Annotated in this window: 15 protein-coding genes; 11 read left to right on the top strand and 4 right to left on the bottom strand. The window is 49.1% G+C overall.

The features are described from left to right. Window positions 1-9 precede the first annotated feature (9 nt). The 4 genes from SG35_RS05485 to SG35_RS05470 all read left to right on the top strand — a co-directional run bounded on the left by SG35_RS05485 (window position 10) and on the right by SG35_RS05470 (window position 3,404). Entirely contained in the window at window positions 10-714 is a 705-nt protein-coding gene (locus SG35_RS05485; RefSeq protein WP_084692801.1) for a c-type cytochrome, read from the top strand. A gap of 13 nt (window positions 715-727) precedes the next feature. Then, complete coding sequence (locus SG35_RS05480; RefSeq protein ID WP_044833630.1) at window positions 728-1,087, top strand: c-type cytochrome; 360 nt, start codon at window positions 728-730, stop codon at window positions 1,085-1,087. Between the two features lie 3 nt (window positions 1,088-1,090). Further along, window positions 1,091-2,164 carry a multicopper oxidase domain-containing protein gene (locus SG35_RS05475; protein WP_044833629.1) on the top strand — a complete coding sequence of 358 codons (1,074 nt, stop codon included), beginning with the start codon at window positions 1,091-1,093 and terminating at the stop codon, window positions 2,162-2,164. A 94-nt stretch (window positions 2,165-2,258) separates the two neighbouring features. Continuing rightward, the gene (locus tag SG35_RS05470) at window positions 2,259-3,404 is read left to right on the top strand and encodes a transporter (RefSeq protein ID WP_053043128.1); all 1,146 of its coding nucleotides are present in this window, start codon (window positions 2,259-2,261) and stop codon (window positions 3,402-3,404) included. Between the two features lie 118 nt (window positions 3,405-3,522). Here the strand turns inward: SG35_RS05470 and SG35_RS05465 are convergent, their stop codons facing one another. Together SG35_RS05465 and SG35_RS05460 are read right to left on the bottom strand one after the other, a co-directional pair. Then, entirely contained in the window at window positions 3,523-4,071 is a 549-nt protein-coding gene (locus tag SG35_RS05465) for a hypothetical protein (protein WP_044833628.1), read from the bottom strand. 59 nt (window positions 4,072-4,130) lie between these two features. Further along, window positions 4,131-5,588, bottom strand: coding sequence for an NAD-dependent succinate-semialdehyde dehydrogenase (locus tag SG35_RS05460; RefSeq protein WP_044833645.1), 1,458 nt, complete (start codon window positions 5,586-5,588; stop codon window positions 4,131-4,133). 273 nt (window positions 5,589-5,861) lie between these two features. Here SG35_RS05460 and SG35_RS05455 point away from each other — a divergent pair, with 273 nt between their 5' ends. The 4 genes from SG35_RS05455 (at window position 5,862) to SG35_RS05440 (ending at window position 10,133) form a co-directional block, all read left to right on the top strand. Continuing rightward, window positions 5,862-7,400 carry a methyl-accepting chemotaxis protein gene (locus SG35_RS05455; RefSeq protein ID WP_044833627.1) on the top strand — a complete coding sequence of 513 codons (1,539 nt, stop codon included), beginning with the start codon at window positions 5,862-5,864 and terminating at the stop codon, window positions 7,398-7,400. A 156-nt stretch (window positions 7,401-7,556) separates the two neighbouring features. Next, window positions 7,557-8,498, top strand: a complete 942-nt coding sequence (locus SG35_RS05450; protein ID WP_044833626.1) for a hypothetical protein — start codon at window positions 7,557-7,559, stop codon at window positions 8,496-8,498. Window positions 8,499-8,587: 89 nt separating this feature from the next. Continuing rightward, window positions 8,588-9,838, top strand: coding sequence for an NAD-binding protein (locus tag SG35_RS05445; protein ID WP_201777811.1), 1,251 nt, complete (start codon window positions 8,588-8,590; stop codon window positions 9,836-9,838). Between the two features lie 100 nt (window positions 9,839-9,938). Next, window positions 9,939-10,133, top strand: coding sequence for a (2Fe-2S)-binding protein (locus SG35_RS05440; protein WP_044833625.1), 195 nt, complete (start codon window positions 9,939-9,941; stop codon window positions 10,131-10,133). Window positions 10,134-10,233: 100 nt separating this feature from the next. Here SG35_RS05440 and bfr (SG35_RS05435) read toward each other — a convergent pair whose 3' ends face one another. Next, window positions 10,234-10,707, bottom strand: coding sequence for a bacterioferritin (bfr, locus tag SG35_RS05435; RefSeq protein ID WP_044833624.1), 474 nt, complete (start codon window positions 10,705-10,707; stop codon window positions 10,234-10,236). Between the two features lie 9 nt (window positions 10,708-10,716). Continuing rightward, window positions 10,717-11,199, bottom strand: a complete 483-nt coding sequence (bfr, locus tag SG35_RS05430) for a bacterioferritin (protein ID WP_044833623.1) — start codon at window positions 11,197-11,199, stop codon at window positions 10,717-10,719. Window positions 11,200-11,564: 365 nt separating this feature from the next. Here bfr (SG35_RS05430) and SG35_RS05425 point away from each other — a divergent pair, with 365 nt between their 5' ends. The 3 genes from SG35_RS05425 (at window position 11,565) to cobA (ending at window position 16,759) form a co-directional block, all read left to right on the top strand. Further along, window positions 11,565-12,638 carry an efflux RND transporter periplasmic adaptor subunit gene (locus tag SG35_RS05425; RefSeq protein ID WP_044833621.1) on the top strand — a complete coding sequence of 358 codons (1,074 nt, stop codon included), beginning with the start codon at window positions 11,565-11,567 and terminating at the stop codon, window positions 12,636-12,638. A gap of 11 nt (window positions 12,639-12,649) precedes the next feature. After that, entirely contained in the window at window positions 12,650-15,736 is a 3,087-nt protein-coding gene (locus tag SG35_RS05420) for an efflux RND transporter permease subunit (protein WP_044833620.1), read from the top strand. 225 nt (window positions 15,737-15,961) lie between these two features. Further along, on the top strand, window positions 15,962-16,759 hold the full coding sequence (gene cobA, locus SG35_RS05415; RefSeq protein WP_044833619.1) for a uroporphyrinogen-III C-methyltransferase: 798 nt from the start codon (window positions 15,962-15,964) through the stop codon (window positions 16,757-16,759). The last annotated feature ends 83 nt before the right edge of the window (window positions 16,760-16,842 follow it).

Below are 16,842 nucleotides of genomic sequence, written 5' to 3'. Positions count from 1 at the left end.
GAGTAACAGATGAAAGCCACTATATTGAAAAAATCAGGCCTGGTACTGCTATCAGCGGCCACGCTCTTCGCCCACAATGCCTATAGCGCCACTGACATTGAGGCCGGTAAACAATTATTTGAAAAAAGCTGTGCCGATTGCCACAGCATCACCAGTAATGACAACATCACCCTGGCGCAAAGATTAAAAGAAAAAGCCCCTACCCTGTATTATGCCGGCAACAAGTTTAACCGGGAATGGCTGCAAAGCTGGCTGGCGGCCCCTACCCGTCTCCGCCCCGGCGGCCACTTCTTTATGGACAATGTCAAAGTCACCGAGGACGGCGATATTATCGATGAAAGTAAGCTTGGCAAGCATATGGCGGTCTCGGCCAAACAGGCACAACAGCTTACCGGTTACCTGATGGCGCAAACGCCAAAGTCGGCACTGATCCAACAGGAAAGCATCACCTTAGGCAAGACCAACCGCACCTTAGGGGAGAAAGACTTCCATAAATTTAAAGGTTGCGGATCCTGTCACCAGGATGAAGACGGTTACGGCGGTGTTTCCGGTCCCGAACTTTATACCTCGGTGAAGCGCCTGCAACCGGAATTTATCGCCTCTTATACCAAGATGCCGGAGAAATGGGATCCGAAAACCCTGATGCCCAACCGCCACCTTAACGACAATTCGGTGAAGAAATTACTGAATTACCTTAATGTCATCTCACAATAAAAGGAGCAGTAACATGAAATTACTTCAGATAATTCCTTTGCTCTGCCTGCTGGCAGGGACAAACCAGGCCTTGGCCGCCGACTCGAAAAAAGGCGAGGTCTTTTATCAGGCCTACTGCACCCAATGTCACGGCGTTAACGGTGACGGCTGGGGGGTAAATGCCGCCATGATGGATGTGTTGCCCAAAGACCATACCGAAACCAAAGAAATGATCACCCGTACCGATGAAGATATCTTTAAAGCCATTAAAGAAGGCGGCAAAGCGGTAAGTAAATCTAACCTGATGCCGAACTGGGACGCCAATATGACGGATGAAGAGATCCATGATCTGGTGGCTTATGTCAGAACCATCTGCTGTGAAAAAGGAGAATAACAGATGAAATTCAAACACCTTAAATACCTGTGCCTGCCGCTGGTTATGTTGCTGAGCCAGCTGGCAAACGCAGAAACTTTAGAATTCGAAATGACGATAGACGAAATGACCGTGGATGTCGCCCCCGGCTTCAAAAATAAGGTCTGGGCCTTTAACGGCCAGGTACCTGGTCCCCTGATCCGCGCCAAAGAAGGCGACAGGTTAAAGGTCAAGGTTATCAACAACTCCACCCTGGCCCATACCGTGCATTGGCACGGCACCTTGCAAACCAACAGCTGGAAAATGGATGGCGTACCTAACGTTACCCAGAAAGCAATAGAGCCGGGAGAGTCTTTTGTTTATGACTTTGTCGTCGACCGCCCCGGCAGCCTCTGGTACCACTGTCATGTCAATGTCCCCGAGCACGTGGGCCTGCGCGGCATGTGGGGACCTATGATCATTGACCCGAAAGAACCCGAAGAGATAGAAAAAGAAGTCACCAAGGAAGCCATTATGATGTTCTCCGGCTGGAATTCTGAAGTGGCGATGGAATACGGTAAAGGCGGCCATCCGGCAGAGAAAAGCGATTACTTCTCCATTAACGGTAAATCTTTCCCGATCACCCAGCCGTTAAGGGTAAAAGAAGGCGATGTCGTTAGAATTCGTTTATATGCCGCCAGCTCGGAAGTGGCTTATCACTTACATGGCCATGACGTACTGGTAACCCACAAAGACGGTCTGCCGCTGGAAAGCCCTTACTGGTCGGATGTAGTGCATGTGCCTATGGGAGGCCGGATAGATATTATCGCCCGCATGGATAACCCGGGGATCTGGATCAACCATGATCATATCGAACACCATACTTCCAACGCAGGAAAAATGCCCGGCGGCGCGGTCACCATCATAGAATATGAAGGCGTGGAAACCGAAGACTGGTACAGCTGGAAAGACAAGGAATACCAGCCGGACTTTTACATGAGTGAAACCATGAAAAAAGGTTCAGGGCTGCATAACATCGACTTGTTTAAAGGCAAAGCGCCGGAATCAGATCGTTCAGCCCGGAAGAAGAAGCGTAAGAAAAAATCCAAAGCTCACTAGAGCTCAGGGTTAACGCTATTACTTCACCAATATATGCCCGGCTGTTAAACGGCCGGGCATAACTAAGAAAGATCATTATCCGGATGAAACTCTCATGAAAAAAAACCTGATACAAGCCAACATTAAAGCTAAGGCTTTCACCTTATCACTTGCTATGGCAGCCTTTTTGCCTGCCACCTCCTACGGCCATGGTACCGGCCACGCCAATTTCAGCAGCCAACCGGATGCCCATGCCCCCATTGGCGTGATGGCTGATCATATGCACAAAACCGGTGAATGGATGCTGTCATACCGTTATATGCACATGGACATGAATGGCCTGTTACGGGGCAGCAAGAGCCTATCCGCCGGTGACTACAACGCAAACACTGACTTTATGGTGCGGCCAAAAGAAATGACCATGAAAATGCATATGCTGGGCTTGATGTATGCCCCCAGCGATAACATTACCCTGATGGCCATGGCCCCCTGGTTAGATAATGAAATGGATCTTGCTATGAGCGGCATGTCCATGGGCTCAGATAACATGCACTCAGATAACATGCACTCAGGTGCTATGACTTCTGGTTCAATGACCGAAAGTAACTTTAGTACGGACGCGTCCGGGTTAGGCGATATCACCCTCGGCGCTTTAATCAAACTGCCCTGGCCGGGTTCGCTTTTAAACAGCAGGCACCAGAGGCTGCACGCCAATGTCACTTTTACCCTGCCCACAGCTGACAGCTCAGAGCGGGATACGACTCCCATGTCAGAAAATGCCCTGTTGCCCTACGGCATGCAAACCGGCTTCGACACCTGGCAGCTGGAAACCGGGATCACTTATGGCGGCAACCAGGCCAGGGGCAATTTCTCCTGGGGCGCGCAACTCTTATGGAAAACGGCCCTGGAAAACAATAATCAGGGATACAAACCCGGCAATCAACTCACCCTCAACAGCTGGCTGGCCTACAGGTTATCCCATCAGCTTTCATTTTCGCTGAGGCTAAACCATATCGATAAGGATGCCATCGAAGGCAGCGACAAACGTATCAACCCTATGATGGCAGCGACCGCAGTGCCCGCTAACTATGAACAGGAAAAAACCTCCTTATTCCTAGGCGCGAACTATTTGTTTACCGAAGGCAATTTAAAAGGCCACAGGCTAGCCGCCGAAATCGGCCGGGATATTGATGAAGATTATGCCGGCATTGGCATGGACTCAGGCACTGTCTTTATCCTGGGATGGCAGAAAGCGTTTTAAATATTTTTAAAACACGCAGGGGATTACCCGGTCAGCTCGGCCGTTTTCCCTGAGCTGCTTTCCCCTGCTACCAAACGGGCGCCTGGCCATTAAAGCCAGAAAGAAGTACTGTCCGGGTTTATTCACCTGTATTATCCAGTGCCAATGCCGCGTTATCCACCAGGGTAAAATAATCGTTGTTTTCACCAAGCTTTAATAAAACCGACATAGTAACGCTTTCAGCATTCTCCGGCCGCTCCCCCAGATGAGTCCCCACCGAAAGAGAATAACTCTCTGGTTTCTTGGCTTTAATTTCCTGCTGCAAGGCTAAGAAAGCAGCAACGGCCTGCGGTGTTAACGTTAACTGATATTCAATAACCGGCTCGGGTGTAAAAAAGAATGTGTTTTTTGGCTCTATCATTTTTACAGCCAGCTCTTGCAGCGGAAACAAATAATTGCTGTACCCGTTTAGAGTTTCAATGCCAATTTCCAGTTTGGACTTATCTGTTGATAAGGCAAACCCCTGCTCAAGTTGTACCTTGGCCCTGATATGGTTTGGATCAATTTCAAGAAAGTCACTTTCATCAAAAGTACTGAACTGCACCATAGTACTCAAAGGGATACTGCTGCATCCGCCAACCAGAACACTTAAACATACCAGGATACCAACAATCCCGAATTTTCCCATCTTGACTCCGACAACCTTATTTTGTTTGCCAACCCAGGCCTATCCGCAGCTGAAAACAGCTACTTATCTAGCCCACCAAAACATAAATACTTGATCTCCATATAGTCATCCAGACCATAACGCGAACCTTCCCGGCCGTTGCCCGATTGCTTGATGCCGCCAAAAGGTGCTGCGGCATTAGAGATAATGCCTTCATTGATCCCCACCATGCCAAACTCCAGTCCTTCCGCTATGCGCCAGATGCGCCCGATATCCCGGGCATAAAAATAAGCCGCCAGCCCGTAGTCGGTATCATTGGCCATGACCAATACCTCAGCTTCCTCTTTAAAAGTGATAATAGGAGAAACCGGACCGAAGATTTCCTGTTGCGCTAATGGCATATCCTGGCTCACTTTGGCCACCACCGTTGGCTGATAAAAATTAGCACCTATCGGGTGACGAGCTCCGCCAAGTAACAGTTCAGCACCGCCTTGCAGACTGCTGCTTACCAGGCGATCGACATCTGTTACCGCTTCAGGTGAAATCAAAGGACCTATTGTAGTCTCTGGTGCCAGGCCATCTCCGACTTTGAGCGCAGCCACGGCGTTAACAAACTTGTTCGTAAAGGCCTCGGCAATCTTTTCCTGGACGAAGATACGGTTGCTACAAACACAGGTTTGCCCGGCATTACGATATTTAGAGGCGATAGCCCCCTGCACAGCAGCATCAAGATCGGCATCATCAAAAACGATAAAAGGCGCATTACCGCCTAATTCCATCGAAACTTTTTTTACCGTGCCCGCACATTGGCTGATAAGCGCTTTCCCCACCGCGGTCGAACCGGTAAAGGTAAATTTGGCGACATCCGGGTGTCCGGTCAGCACCTCGCCGATTGCCCGGGCATCGGTTCCGACCACGACATTAAAAACACCGTCAGGCAACCCGGCTCTTTGGGCCAGTTCAGCCATAGCCAGTGCCGATAAAGGGGTTTGGCTTGCAGGCCTGACCACAAAGGTACAACCTGCTGCCAGCGCAGCAGCCGCCTTGCGGGCAATCATGGCATGGGGAAAATTCCACGGCGTGATCGCAGCCACCACGCCAACCGCCTGTTTAATAGTCACCAGACGCTTATCTGCAGACGGCATAGGGATCACATCGCCGTAAGCCCGTTTGCCTTCCTCGGCAAACCAGTCAATAAAAGAGGCGCCGTAACTTATCTCTCCTTTTGCCTCAACCAGGGGCTTTCCCTGCTCCAGGGTCAGGATGCGCGCCAAATCGTCCTGATGCAGGATAATCAAATCAAACCAGCGGCGTAAAAGACAGCCTCTTTCATTCGCCGTTAACGACGACCAGGTACTAAAGGCGCTTTTTGCCGCCTGTATCGCCTGCTTTGCTTCAGCAATCCCGGCATCCGCCACCTCGGCGATCTGCCTGCCGGTTGCCGGATTCGTCACAGGAAAAACCGCTGCTGCGCTTAACCAGGCGCCATTAATAAAAGAAGCCCGCTTAAATAAGCCAATATCCTTTAACAGCTCCATCATCCACTCACCACATTCATTTAAAAATAATCACTTATCATACAGAGAAATATATAAAAAGGATTATTATATTAGACAGTCCGCTTATTTGATTAAGTTAACAAAAAAACAAAGCCGTATTTACTTATTAATCCCCCCTATGCCATAACCAAAAATAAAAACCTTGATCCAAATCAAGAAAAGAGCATAATTAACTTAAACTTCTTGTATTTAAATCAAAAATAGTAAAAATGCGCTATCTTTATTATTCCGCTCTTTGCTATTTACCATATTATGAATCATTCAGTTGACAGTGAAGTCACCTTCCCCGAATCCGAACAGCTCGTTTCAACCACAGATACACAAGGAAAAATCACCTACGCCAATGAAAGCTTTTGCCGGGTAGCCGGATTCAGCTATAAGGAATTAGTCGGCCAGGACCATAATATTGTGCGCCACCCGGATATGCCCAAGGCCGCGTTTTATGATTTATGGCAGAAACTCAAGCGCGGTGATTCCTGGCGCGGCATGGTAAAAAACCGTTGTAAAAACGGCGACTATTACTGGGTTGATGCCTATGTCACGCCTTTATATGAAAATAACAAAATCATAGGTTATCAGTCGGTACGCTGTTGTCCGACGCAAGAGCAAAAAAGCAAGGCGCAAGAACTTTATAGCCAAATCAATCAGGGAAAACAGGTTTCTGATTTCGGCGCCAATTTTGCTTTAAAAAGGACCCTGGCAATCTTGCTGTTTTTGTTCACTTTTTTACTGACCTGGTTATACGGGAAAGATCCGGCCACAGCATTAATACAACTGGTGTTGATCGCCGGCCTGTTTGCTATCTACTTTGATGAACTGTTTCGACTGCCCAAATATATCAAAGAGTTACAAAGCTCTTTTGACAGCCCGTCCCGCTATATCTATTCAGGGAAAGGGGTCAGCGGTATTGCCGACTACTCCCTGAAATTAATGCAGGCCAAGGTCAGGACTATCTTAGGTCGCAGCCATGACACAGGAAAGAAAATATTCGACTTATCAACCACATTAACCCAAAACTCTTCGAAATCCCTCGAAGGTCTGCTCGATGAGAATAATCATTTAGAGCAGCTGGCCACCGCCATTACCGAAATGAGCGCCACTATCGAGGACGTCAGTAAAAATACCGTCTACGCCCATGACAAGGTCCAGGAAGTACAAAAGGAATGTCAACAGGCCATTAGAGTGATCAATGCCAGTCAGGATAAAATTTCCACATTAAGCTCTGAGGTGGGCAATGCCTCGGTAAGCGCCAATGGCTTAGTTACGGATGCTGATAAAATTTCCACCTTGATGGCGGAAATCCAGGGCATTGCCGATCAAACCAACCTGCTGGCCCTCAATGCCGCCATAGAAGCTGCCCGTGCCGGGGAGCAGGGGCGCGGTTTTGCTGTGGTCGCCGATGAAGTCAGAACCTTAGCCAGCAGAACCCAGGATGCCGCGGTACAAATTCAGGATTCTGTGGTTGAACTGCAAAGCACTTTGAAACAGTGGAGTGTCGCTATGCTGAGCAGCAAAGACAATGCCGAGGAATGTAGCCAGGAATCCACCCAAATCAAACAAACCATAGCGGATATCACCGAAATGATGAACGGTGTCGGCGATATTACCGCACAAATTGCCACCGCTACCGAGCAACAAAACCTGGTTGCAGCCCAGATCACCCAAAGTATCCATACCATTGACGATATCTCACGCGAGAATACCCAGAGGGCACAACAAGTCAATGAGCATGGCTTAGGCGTTCACCACAGCGCCGCAGAAATAGACGCCTTAAGCACCACCTTTAAATAACATCTTGCTGTGTTGCGGCCTTGATGTCATTATCCTGCTTTTTATGACTTTTTAGTTAGGGCAGGATAATGATAAACTTATCCGTCGATAAGTATTTTAGCTGTGCCCTGGCGGTGCCAGGTCGATTAAAGCCGCGATCCGGGATAATCATTTTTTATGTCTTTTTTCACTTCATTGATGCCTAAAGGTATCTTCTGCTCTCTGGTGTTCGCCTTAGTTTCCTGCATCAGCTTTAATACCAATGCCCAGGAGCTGCTTTGGCTGACCCATTCCAGTTTTTTTAACCCGAAAGAAAAACACGCACAAAACATGGATATCATGGGGGAAACCATGACCATGATATTAGACGGCCTGGGGGAATACCAAACCCGGGTGCTTTATGCCAATACCAACAGCGCTTTTAACCTGCTTAAAAGTAAAGACCATGCCTGTACCGGCAATAAAACCGTTTCCGAACAAAGACTCAATTTCAGCTATGCCAGCAAATATCCCCAGTCCATTTATCCCGGGTTGCGCCTTTACCTGAAGAAGAACTCCGTTTACTTCAATAAAATAAAAGCACTGCGGGATGAGCGCCAGGCGATATCGGTGGAGCAGGTATTAACACAAATCAAAACGGCCAAATTCGGTATCGTCGACGGCAGATCTTATACCGGTCAACTGGATAATTTAATCTCGGCTCCTGCCTGGCAAAAACACTTTTGGAACCGTACCGGTGAGGACATGGCAAGCGGTATCATAGATATGTTGTTTGCCGATCGGGTGGACTTTATTTTTGAATACCCGAGCATCTTCGACCGCTACCGCCCGGATGGCGGCAAAGACCCTTTAATCACCAGTTTCGCCATCGCCGAGTCCCCGCCCTATGTGCTCGGTTATATTCTTTGCTCAAAAACACCGCAGGGACTCACCCTGGTAAATAAAATAGATAAAATCATTGAAAAAATCAGCCGGGGAGATGATTATTTTAACAGCCATATCAACTGGGTCAGTGAGTCCGCCAGGCAGGATATGGCCAGATATTACAATCAGGTATACGGCACTAACAAGCAGGTTCAGCAAGTGACATCAAGCAAGGATATCGGGCTGCAGGAGTAACAGCAGCGGTAAATGGCCTTTCCTCTGCTGCTTCCCTGCTTTTCAAAAGCGTGGCGGCAAGTGGTTATTAACATTACTGGAGTGAATTTTTGCAGCATTTCACAAGTTTTTCCCCGTTAATTATCGGCTGGCGCTGGCCGGCGGCACTGTTTTTTTTCCTGTGCCCTTTAGTTGGTTTGCATCTCGGGGTTTCCCTGAGCGAGCGCCCCGGAGCAGAGGATGCCGATATACTGACCAAAGCCTATTACAGCCTGGGCTTTTTTGTGATGGGGGGACTGGATGTCGGCTTACCTCAGGGTGGCCATGTTGTCGGCCGTTTCCTGCTCTGGATAGGCTATTTTGGTGCACCTATCTTAACCGCCTCGACCTTGATTGAAGCCCTGATCAAAACCCTGGCCCCCCACAGATGGCGCCTTAAACGGATTAAAAATCATCTGGTGATTATCGGCTCAGATGATCTGACCATCAGTTACCTTAAAGCCCTGCGCGAGCACTCCCCCAAAGTTCCTGTGCTGATCATAGACAGTGCCATGGAGCCCCTGAGAAGGGATGAGCTGCGCCAGCAATTTAATGCCAAAGTGATTTTAGGCGATATCAACCACAGCTTTTTTCTCAAACGCCTGCGCTTAAACCAGGCCGCCAGGGTCTTGCTGCTGGGAGCAGATAACTTCCAAAGCTATGAAACAGCCAATAAAATTCTCAAGCTCGAGCCCAAACTGGCGCAAAAGATCGTTATTCACTGCTCCAGCATCCGCTTTATGCGTTCCATGGCCAATTCCCATGTCGCCCAGCAATGCATTAATTTTAATTCCTATCAGCTTGCCGCCGCCGGCCTGGTCAAACACAAATTAATCCAGCACTTCCAGCAAACCAAACCCAAAGATGTGGTAGTGCTTGCCGGGTTCGGCTTATTCGGCCAGACCGTATTGGAAGAATTACAGCAACATGCGAAACAGGAAATTGATACTTTGGCCATTATCGATGTCGATGCCAACCGCCGGGTGCTGGTGGTGGATGAACAGTTACACCTGTCTAATTTTGAACGGCGCGAAGTCTTCGAAGGTAATATCTCCCATCCGGAAGTCTGGCAAAAACTCAGCACTCAAGTCGATTTAACCCAAGTGGAGCCGGTCATTATTTTAGGCACAGGATCGGCAGAAGATAATTTACGTACCGCCTTATGGCTCAGGGGCAAGTATCCCAAGGCACTGATCATTGCCCGCAGCCACCAACCATCTGAATTCGCACAAGAAGTGGGAAAAGAGCATAATATCACCAATGTCAGCATCACCCAGTTGGTCAAAGAAAACATTCCCGATAGCTGGACCCGTGAGCAATAAAGAAACAAAAACTTTGTTTTAAATCCGGTAACAAAGTTGATAATCATTCTCACTTAGATTATGATGTGTTCAAGATTAATTGAACTGGCAAAGAAAATTTATGTACGTATGTATTTGTCACGGTGTAACCGACAGTAAAATAGCAGATACCATAGACGATGGTGCACATACCATGAAAGAGCTTACTGCTGAGCTTAAAGTCGGTTCGCAGTGCGGAAAATGCTGCCAGTGTACGAAAAAAATCCTCAACACTAAACTGATGCAAATAGCAGAAGCGCAGGCAGACGTAGCCTGACACGCTTAAGCACATGCCCGGTTGTTATGCTTGGCAACCAACAGCGTTAATTCCGGTGTCTTTTATTCAGCAGTTTTTAGGGGAAAATTAAAACGAACCGTTAATCATCTCCCATTTTTGACTGTATATAATTTTCCAGGCCGGCATGGGCAATCAGGTACTCTTGACTTTCAAGCCAGTCAATTTGCTCTTCGACATCTTCAAGCAGGTTTTCCCCTAAGTCCCGGCTGATATAATCCTTCATCAATTCACATTCACGGATCAACTCCTGAAGAATTTCCCGGCAGTTATGCTCCAGCTCAAGGTTGGACTTTAACATTTCCGGAGTATTCTCACCGATAAATAACCGCCCGAGATCCTGTAAATTAGGTAAACCTTCCAAAAATAAAATTCGCTCGATCAGTTTATCGGCATGCTTCATTTTTAAAATAGATTGGTCATAATCCGCCTCATTCAATTCATCTATGCCCCAGTTTTTATACATGCGGGCGTGAAGAAAGTATTGATTGATCGCCACCAATTTAATACCTAACGCTTTATTCAATAAGGCTATTGCCTTGCTATCACCTTTCATAATCTCGCCTTATTCACTTTCGCCTGACATTTGGGATTGAATGTAATTCTGCAATCCGACTTTATCGATTAATCCCAGCTGTTTTTCCAGCCAATAGACATGATCTTCTTCGGTATCCTCGAGCAATTTCTCTAACATTTCCCGGCTTTGAAAATCACTTTCCTGCTCGCATAGTTCAATAGTGGCTTTTAATGCCGCCACGACTTCCATTTCCAGCACCAAGTCATTTTTCAGCATGCTGGGCACATCATTGCCGATCAGCAAATCCCGGCGATCCTTTAAGTTAGGCGTACCTTCTAAAAATAAAATCCGTTTGATTAAGGCATCCGCATGGGTGATCTCCTCCTGCATTTCATGATCCAACTGATGGTACAACTTTTTTAAGCCCCAATCATCGTACATTCTTGAATGGGTGAAATACTGATCGATAGCAGCCAGTTCGTTATGCAATAAACCGTTGAGACTGGCGATTACTTTATCATTACCTTTCATTTGTTATCTCCTGTTCAGTTTACGTCACTAGTAATCCTAGATGATAACCCGGTATTTTTCAGGCAAGAGAACACAAGTAATCAAGAAAAAAGCTTTAAATTTGAAGTTTTTACGAATGTGTCTCATTATGATAAAGGCAGAGAAAATAAAATCGATAAAGAAGTAAAAACAAGTTTAATATAACCAGCAGCTTGCAGTTGTCAGTTCTTCAACAAGAGCTTTTCCTTGGCTGTAAATATCAATAACTCACAAGCCTGCGACAGCAGCTACCGTCAATTATTTTATCAATAAAGGTTCTGGCATAAAAAGTTTACGGGAAAGCAATCACGCTCAGGGTCCATGGCATAAGGCTGGCAGAAGCAGATATGGGAAAAACCTCGTATGTAAACACACTCACTTTTGCTGCTATGCTGCTTATGCCATTAGCGGCATCCTCTCAGGGATTTCCTCCCGCCAGCGTCAATGTCGTACCGGCAAAAATAACCTCTTTATCCCCGGTTTCCTGGGTATCCGGTACTGTTGTCAGCCCGAACAATTCACAAATAGCCGCCGAAGTCTCCGGCCGGCTGGTGACTCTGGCCCAGCCCGGCACTCGGGTACGAAAAGGGGATATTTTAGCCAAGATAGACGATAGCCAATTGCTCATTCAGCAGCAGCAGGATTTTGCCATCATAGAAAATGCCAAAGCCAAACTGGCTTTTTTACAATCGGAAGTCAAACGCAAGCAAACCCTGGCAAAAATTAACCTGTCGGCGATCACAGATCTGGACGAAAATATTTCCCTGCGGGACATTGCCCGGGGTGAACTGACAATTGCCGAGTCCAAGCTCGCCCAAACCCAACAAAACCTGGCATTTACCCGCTTAAAAGCCCCCTTTAACGGTTTAGTGGTAGAGCGGCTCAGCAACCTGGGGGAATATGTCAAAGATGGCACCGCCATTATCCGCCTGGTGGAAACCGAAAACATCGAAGCCTCGGTATTTGCTCCCCTCACCGCCTACCGTTATTTACAAAAAGCCAAAGATCTGGCCGTCGAATCGCCGCTGGGGAAGGGGATGGCCGGCATAAAAAGTCTGATCCCGGTAGCAGATCAGCGTTCCCACTTAATGGAAGTCCGCCTGGATATGTCCGGCTTTGACTGGCCGATTGGCCTGGATATAAAAATCGCCATTGCCTATGGCGAAAGCAAGGCGGTACTTGCCGTGCCCCGGGATGCCCTGGTGCTCAGGCGCGAGGGTGCCAGCATCTTCAGGATCAACCGGGAAAACCAGGCAGAACAAATCCCGATAGAGGTCGGCATAGGAGCCGGTAATTTGGTGCAAGTGACAGGAGATGTCAAGGAAGGAGATAATATAGTGATCCGCGGGGCCGAACGCCTCAAACCCGGACAGGCTGTACAAATAAAGCAAAACAATCAAGAGTTAATTTCGGGACAATAGGACTTAGTGTCATGAAACTAACCGCCCTCTCCCTGAAAAATCCTACCGCAGTCGTGGTCGGCATCCTGCTCGCCGCCTTATTCGGCGGGATCAGCCTGTTCAAGCTGCCGGTACAGCTGACCCCGGATATCAGCCAGCCCATGATCACCATCTCAACCAACTGGCGCAGCGCCGCGCCGGAAGAAATGGAAGCAGAGATCATCGAGCGCCAGGAAGATGTATTAAAAGGCCTGCAAAGCCTGGCTTCCCTTGAATCCGACTCCGGCCAGGGCCGGGGCAGTATCACCTTGCGCTATCGTACCGGCGTCAACCTGGAGCGGGCATTAATCGATGTGATGAATGCCTTAAACCAGGTGCCCAGCTATCCTCCGGATGCCGATGAGCCTGTCATTGCCGTCGGCGGCAGCAGTACTTTTACCGCTATTGCCTGGTTTGCCCTCAAGCCCCTGCCCGGCAATAACCGGGATATCGCTTTTTACCAGGATTATGTCGAAGAAGTGATCCAGACACGACTGGAGCGGGTTGCCGGCATCTCACAAACCAATGCCTTCGGCGGCCTGTCCAGCGAATTAAGAATCTCTTTTAATCCCTATAAAACAGCGGCTTTAGGGTTAAACATACCTGAGCTGGCACAAAAGTTAGCCGGTAATACCGACAGCTCAGGCGGCTTTAATGACGTCGGCAGGCGAAAATACACCCTGAGGTTTTCCGGAAAATACGGCATTAAACAGCTGGAAGAAATGATACTGGAATGGCGTGACGGCCGCCCGGTGCTACTCAGGGATGTCGCCCGGGTTGAGATGACTTTCGCCGACAGGACCGGGATATTGACCCTGAACGGCGAACCGGCAATAGCCATGAATGCCCAGGTGGAGCAAGGGGTTAATGTCATTAAAGTCATGCATGGCCTTAAAGCGGCAAAAACGGAGCTCAACCGGGGGCCCCTGAAACAGGCAGGCCTGGAACTTATTCAGATGTATGATGAAAGTATCTATATCGGCCGCTCTATGACCTTAGTACAGAATAACCTGCTGCTGGGGATCCTGCTCGCCATCAGCGTCCTGTGGTGGTTTTTACGTAAATTTCGCGCCACCTTGATCGTCGCTGTCGCCATTCCCATCTCCATCATCATTACGGTTATCGTCATGTATGCCAGCGGCCGCAGCCTGAATATTATTTCCATGGCAGGGCTGGCTTTTGCCGTCGGCATGGTTCTCGATGCCGCCATCGTGGTGCTGGAAAATATCGTGCGTTTACGGGAGCAGGGACTGCCCCCTGAAAAAGCCTCATTGCAAGGGGCTACCCAGGTCTGGGGCGCCTTGCTTGCCTCCACTGCCACCACAATAGCCATTTTCCTGCCAATCGCCTTTCTCGAGGAAGTCTCGGGCCAGCTATTTGCCGATCTGGCCATCACCATAGCCGTGGCTATCTCTACTTCCCTGATAATTGCCGTCACGGTTTTACCGAGTGCTGCACGAAAATTACTGACCCGGGTATCGACATCAGATCCCCATAGTCACTGGTGGCATCATATCACCCAGAGCATAATGTTGCTCACCGCCACCCCGGCCAGGCGTTATGGCTGGATCCTGGGATTATTACTTTTTTCCGTCGCCGGTAGCTACCTGATCTTCCCGAAAGTCGATTACCTGCCCAAAGGCAACCAAAACCAGTTTCAGGCCTTTATCATGCCGCCGCCGGGTCTGAGTTACCCGGCAGCCCGTATCGAGCTTAGCGATAAAGTGAACCAGAGGCTGATGCCCTACCTTAAAGGAGAGAAGCAGCCAAAAATTGCCCATACCTGGATGGGATTTTTCGGCAGCTTCGGCTTTATGGGCGGACGCGGGGAAAATGCCGACGACATTCAGAAAATCGTACAAATCGTCAATAGCGAATTGCTCGCCGGTTTTCCCGATACCCTGGCTTTTGCAACGCAAGCCCAGTTATTTCGCAATCTCGGCGGTGGCCGGCGCATAGATATCGATATTCAGGGCAACCAGGTAGATGAATTATTACAGGCGGCACGCATAGGTTATCGTGTTATCAATGAAACTTTACCCGGGGCGCAAATCAGGCCGGTGCCGGGGTTAACCCTGGCAGAGCCTGAGCTTCGCCTGATCCCCGATGAACGCAGGGTGGCAGAAGCCGGTTGGACCCGCCAACAGGTCTCGGCGATTTCACGTGCCCTGGGCACGGGACTGTATGTCGGGGACTTTTTTAACGGTCAAAAACGTTTAAATGTATTTTTACGCGCAGAGCAATGGCAAACACCGGAAGAATTGGCCGCGATCCCTTTATTTACACCTGAGGCGGGCATACAACCTGTAGCGGAGCTGGTTGAGCTGGAGCGTACCGCGGGCCCCAGCTCTATCCGGCGCATCGACCGTAAGCGCACCATTACCCTGCAAGTCACCCCTCCGGCTGATTTAAGCCTGGAAGAAGCCATTGCCAAACTCAAAAGCCGGGCAGAGCCGACGATACTGGCCCGCCTGAGCGACAACGGCGCTATCGCTTTTCGCGGCAGCGCCGAAGCCCTCACCGAGGCCCTGGCGAATATGAGCCAAAGCTTTCTCTTGGCATTAATCATTCTTTATTTGTTAATGTCCGCGTTATTTAAATCCTTCAAAGACAGCTTGCTTGTGGTGCTGACCATACCGCTGGCTACCGTCGGCGGCCTGGGCTTGTTACAGCTAACGAATCAGGTGATCTTCCAGCCGCTGGATTTATTAACCATGATAGGTTTCGTGATCTTGCTGGGGCTGGTGGTCAATAATGCTATTTTACTGGTCTACCAGACCCGCACCGGCGAAGAAGAGGGCCTGAGCCGCCGTAAGGCGGTAGAGCAGGCGGTGCGTTTACGGCTGCGCCCGATATTGATGAGCACCTTAACCAGTATTTGCGGCATGCTGCCGCTATTATTGATCCCCGGCGCCGGCGCAGAGCTCTATCGCGGCATTGCCGCTGTTATCGTTGGCGGAATGAGTATCAGCACCCTGTTTACCCTGCTGTTTTTACCCAGTTTATTGCAATTGGGCAGGCATGCCCGGCCGCTAGAACCGGTACAGCCGGCCCCGCCTCCCGGCAAGAATCCGGATTAAGCACTGCGCAGCTCGCCGGTAAAAAAGCCGGTTTACCTGCCCGATGCATCCGCTAGATCGAACTTTCGCCCAATAGCAGCTAAAGCGCTATAGCCATTACCACATATAACCATTTAGAATAACAAATCAAAATAGTTGACTGGTATGTTATACATAAAACACGCTAAAATACCCCAGAAGTAGCATTTTTCCCCTTAAAAATGCATGACCTGCACCGGAGCACTGATGATCAACAGCTTAAATCCCGATAAACAGCCCTTTTTAGCCGGTGAAGTCGCCTTGGTAGGCGCTGGCCCGGGAGATCCTGATCTGCTTACCCTGCAGGCTTACCGTTTTATCCAGCAGGCGGAAGTGGTGATTTATGATCGCCTGGTCAGCGAAGCAATTATGGCCCTGCTGCCCCGCCAATGCGAAAAAGTCTATGTCGGTAAAAAACAGGCGGACCACAGGGTGCCGCAGGAAGGCATCAATGATTTGCTGGTGGAACATGCCCGCCGGGGGAAAAAAGTTGTCCGCCTCAAAGGGGGAGATCCCTTTGTCTTTGGGCGTGGCGGCGAAGAAGCCCTATACCTGCTTGAACACCAGGTCGCGGTGCATGTCGTTCCCGGGCTCACGGCGGCTTCCGCCTGTACCAGCTATGTCGGCATTCCCCTCACCCATCGCCAGGTTGCCCAAAGCTGTACCTTTATTACCGGGCATTTACAGCAAAGCGGCGAACTGGACCTGCCCTGGCAGATCCTTAATGATGCCAAGCAAACCCTGGTATTTTATATGGGGGTAAAAAGCCTGAATATCATTGCCGATAAGCTGATTGATGCCGGCCGGGTACCATCAACGCCAGCCGCCTTGATCAGAAAAGGCACCCAGGCGGATCAACAAGTGATCCGGGGGCAGCTCAGCCAATTGAGCAAACTGGTCGCCGCCCATAACATCAAGCCCCCGACCTTAATCGTGATCGGGGATGTTGTTGGTACTTTTAATGAAGAATATCTGAAAAATTCAGGTTATTTATCGGCAAGTTAAAACAAACTTGCCTTAGTCCCCAGCAACAGCCAGACAAGCTGGTATGGCCATTCCCTCCGGACCGGCACTGCCTGCACTTAACG

The organism is Thalassomonas actiniarum (assembly GCF_000948975.2).
GTDB lineage: Bacteria > Pseudomonadota > Gammaproteobacteria > Enterobacterales > Alteromonadaceae > Thalassomonas > Thalassomonas actiniarum.
The sequence above is the reverse complement of the archived record's forward strand: the minus strand, read 5'-3'. Positions and strand labels throughout refer to the sequence as shown.